Below are 3,031 nucleotides of genomic sequence, written 5' to 3'. Positions count from 1 at the left end.
AACTACTTCGGAGCCGCCGGATACGCGCCAACCTGATCGGGAACCGCTCTAGCACCTGCTCGGTCACGGCGCCGCCACAAGGGCGCATGTCATCGGGAGCAAAGGTCGGGGCCCGGCTTCATCCGAGCAAAAGCGGCTGGCTTCCATGTTCGCCACGTTGCCGGCCTGCATCACTTCGTAAACGGCGTGGAACCGTGCAGCTCGCGCTCACCCGCACGCGACTTGTGGATCTCGCATATGGAGAGGCAGCCGCCAATTCTCTTAAAGCACGCTGGCGTCTTATCGCAGGCCAAGAGCGAACAGAAAGACAAAAGGCAAGCGCGACGAGTCCCACCTACTCTTTAGGGTGCGCCATCTTTCATCATACCGGGTTGCCGGGCTGGTTGCGTCTCCAGTCGGCGAGCGTTGACAGCGCGCGGTCGAGCTCGCCGCGCGCGGATTCGTTGTCACTTGTCTCCTGCCATACGAGGCGCATCCAGGCGAGCCAGGGATCGAGCTCGGCGCCGCCGATGAAAGAACCGAGATAGCGCTGGCCCGCTGAAATGGCTCTTCTCGGGCGCATATAGCCTTGGCCCGCCCTCCACTCGGTGAGATAGCACTTGAACATCTCCTGGTGACTGGTTGATAACCTTCATGTTGGCGCGAAGGTTTGGTGGCAATTCATCGCCCGGTCGTTGGGTAGCGCATGGTGGTTGTGAGCGTACGAATTCCTTCTGTACGTTATTCCCGAAACTAGGCACTCGCACTCGTACTTCTGGTATCTAGTTCTGTTCGGCTTAACGTCACCGCTGCACTTCCCATTGTTGTCGCCCTCTCTCTCGTCTTGTTAACCGCGTGAGATTCAACGGCGTCTGGCAGGACATCACAAAGGGATTATCTTGGCGGCGTCCGGATTGGCCGGTGCGTTCGCCGGTGCCTTGAAGCCATTCGCGTGACAGGGGCCAAGTGCTTTTTTGCGGTCAGGTTAACGAGCAGACAGCTGAAGGAGTTGAAGTTGGTCCTGCCAACGGGAGTTCAACCCGCGAAATCCAGCGTTGAAAGCGCCGACCCTTTAGCACCAGGGGATGGCAGGATGGTCGAGCTGTCCGCATCGAACCGAACATCTCCCTGTTTGGAAGACAGGCACGCAGCCCACTACGCCACGCCGCAAAACTTAGTCGTGTCTCAGTTGGCTAGCGCAAGGAGGGGAATAATGGCCTATTATTTGTTGGATACACCTGTCCTAGCTGCGGTTTTGAAACAGACACAACCAATTGCGACGGTGCGACGGGATTGTTGTATGGAATGATGAAGATCGTGATTCCGCTCATTGCGCTGGTTGCGGAAGAAAAATTTCGACGATCACTTGCCGCGAGTGCGAGCGGACTTTTGGTCTCTGATCTAGATTCTCCAAACTAATACACTACCTAAAATTTTATCGACCTGAAATGAATTTGGTTGTATGGAACATCACGTTCTACCTCTCAACCGAAAGACAAGAATGGTTCAGATCTCAGGATCTGTCTTGGTCAATGTCACCGGTTTAGCCGCGGCTGGCACGGTAAGCGCACCCGGCCTGAGGGTTGGTGATCGCGTCATCCAGGCGACCGCCGCCTCACTCGACGGAAACATCAACATCTTCGAGGCGGTCGTTACCGTCGATGACGAACTGCAACAGTTTGGGGCCTTCGGGTCTGCGGTGCCGTTCGAGATCCTGGCGCTGCGCCTTTGATCCTTTAGAAATTCGATCTATGGCGCAGGGCGCGGGAATCCNTTCTCATGGCTCGTGGCCAGAAACATGATCTCCGGTATATTATCGCCGGGAANCTCTATAGAGAGTGCAGGCATGGCGAAAGAACCTGATGGTCTCGAGCGTGTCGGAGAGATCGAGATCGACGAGTCGGCTGCGATCACAGTTGAGCAGATCGACGACGAGATAACCGTCGCTATTGCGAGCATTGTGGGCGTTCATTTTCAGGTGACGGCGGATCAGGCGTTTAAGCTCTCTCGCGCCCTGGCTGTGGCCGCCGAGAGTGCGGCTAAATTCCGTGCATCAACCGAGACGTAGCCGGAGAGTATAGGGAATCGAACCTGTGCGTCCCGAAGGACTCAACGCGTTAGCACCGCGTTGGCTTACCCGTTGGGCCCACTCTCCGAACTGAGCGAAGTTAACGTTTGAAGGTACTTGACGGGAATTGCGGCCAGACCTCATGATCATCGCCGTTGGGACGAGCGATCTTTAAGCTTGGGTCCCAACACTCCTCGCCAGAGCAAAAGATGCCGGGGCGTGCTCTCGCCAGCCCACCACGTTCCCACTTTATGGTGATCGTGGACGGAGTCGAACTGGCATCCTCCGATTTAGGAACCAGCGCTCTGTCTAGTTGAGCTACACGACCATCGATTGTTTCTTCTCCGGCGCAGGTGTGTCGAGTTTTTTTAGAACAGAGCGGGAGTCGAACCCGCCTGTCCGGTTTTTTAGACCGTACTCTAACCGCCTGGGTCTCTCGCCAAACGACGAGTTCTAAAGCCACAGATTATTTGTATTTTTCGCGCGCAATCCGTGCCTCGGCCGCTATATTGGAGGTCAAAGGAGAATGTTTCTCATGCCAAATCTTTGGACTGGATCGCAGTGGAAGGTAACGAACAAAGGCGTCGAGACCATCGACAATAGATATTTTATCGAGAAAAGCCGCGTTCACGACGACGAAGGCGGGCAATGGACGTGGGAAGATCAGATGGACGAAAAGGGCTGGGTCGACATGGCCGACTTTCGCCGCGCCTTGGCCTTCGCCCGGACCAAGTGGCCCAAAAAGTAATGGCTGCGCGCACAGGAGGCGAACCAGTCTGAGCGTCCTAGCCGATCGGCCGGCGCGCGATGACGGTCTGGGTAGCATGCTCCGACCACCCGCCACGCGGAGCTCTTCCACACGAGCTTTACCCAGGGAAAATCGCGCCCCTGGCAGGAGCCAATCCTGCATGCTCCAGTTGCGGTACTTGGTCGTCCGTTAAGGCGATTGCAGCGGTGAGCGATCGCTGATGGCTGCGATGAGGG

At 56.5% G+C, this 3,031-nt stretch carries 3 protein-coding genes and 3 tRNA genes; 2 read left to right on the top strand and 4 right to left on the bottom strand.

Annotated features, from left to right (window positions below):
- Positions 1-361: 361 nt before the first annotated feature.
- Together CQ14_RS32115 and CQ14_RS44070 are read right to left on the bottom strand one after the other, a co-directional pair.
- Positions 362-562 carry a globin family protein gene (locus CQ14_RS32115; protein WP_156435672.1) on the bottom strand — a complete coding sequence of 67 codons (201 nt, stop codon included), beginning with the start codon at positions 560-562 and terminating at the stop codon, positions 362-364.
- Between the two features lie 433 nt (positions 563-995).
- Positions 996-1,072, bottom strand: a tRNA-Glu gene (locus tag CQ14_RS44070).
- Positions 1,073-1,504: 432 nt separating this feature from the next.
- Here CQ14_RS44070 and CQ14_RS32110 point away from each other — a divergent pair.
- Complete coding sequence (locus tag CQ14_RS32110; protein WP_057861815.1) at positions 1,505-1,711, top strand: hypothetical protein; 207 nt, start codon at positions 1,505-1,507, stop codon at positions 1,709-1,711.
- A gap of 337 nt (positions 1,712-2,048) precedes the next feature.
- Here CQ14_RS32110 and CQ14_RS44065 read toward each other — a convergent pair.
- Positions 2,049-2,134 (bottom strand) — tRNA-Ser (locus CQ14_RS44065).
- A 283-nt stretch (positions 2,135-2,417) separates the two neighbouring features.
- Positions 2,418-2,485 (bottom strand) — tRNA-Phe (locus CQ14_RS44060).
- Between the two features lie 97 nt (positions 2,486-2,582).
- Here CQ14_RS44060 and CQ14_RS32100 point away from each other — a divergent pair.
- Entirely contained in the window at positions 2,583-2,795 is a 213-nt protein-coding gene (locus tag CQ14_RS32100; RefSeq protein ID WP_156435668.1) for a hypothetical protein, read from the top strand.
- The last annotated feature ends 236 nt before the right edge of the window (positions 2,796-3,031 follow it).

This window comes from Bradyrhizobium lablabi (assembly GCF_001440475.1).
Lineage (GTDB): Bacteria > Pseudomonadota > Alphaproteobacteria > Rhizobiales > Xanthobacteraceae > Bradyrhizobium > Bradyrhizobium lablabi.
The sequence above is the reverse complement of the archived record's forward strand: the minus strand, read 5'-3'. Positions and strand labels throughout refer to the sequence as shown.

Coding starts and splice junctions, on each gene's coding strand:
- CQ14_RS32115 (WP_156435672.1), bottom strand. CDS start 562: ATGCGCCCGAGAAGAGCCATTTCAGCGGGCCAGCGCTATCTCGGTTCT.
- CQ14_RS32100 (WP_156435668.1), top strand. CDS start 2,583: ATGCCAAATCTTTGGACTGGATCGCAGTGGAAGGTAACGAACAAAGGC.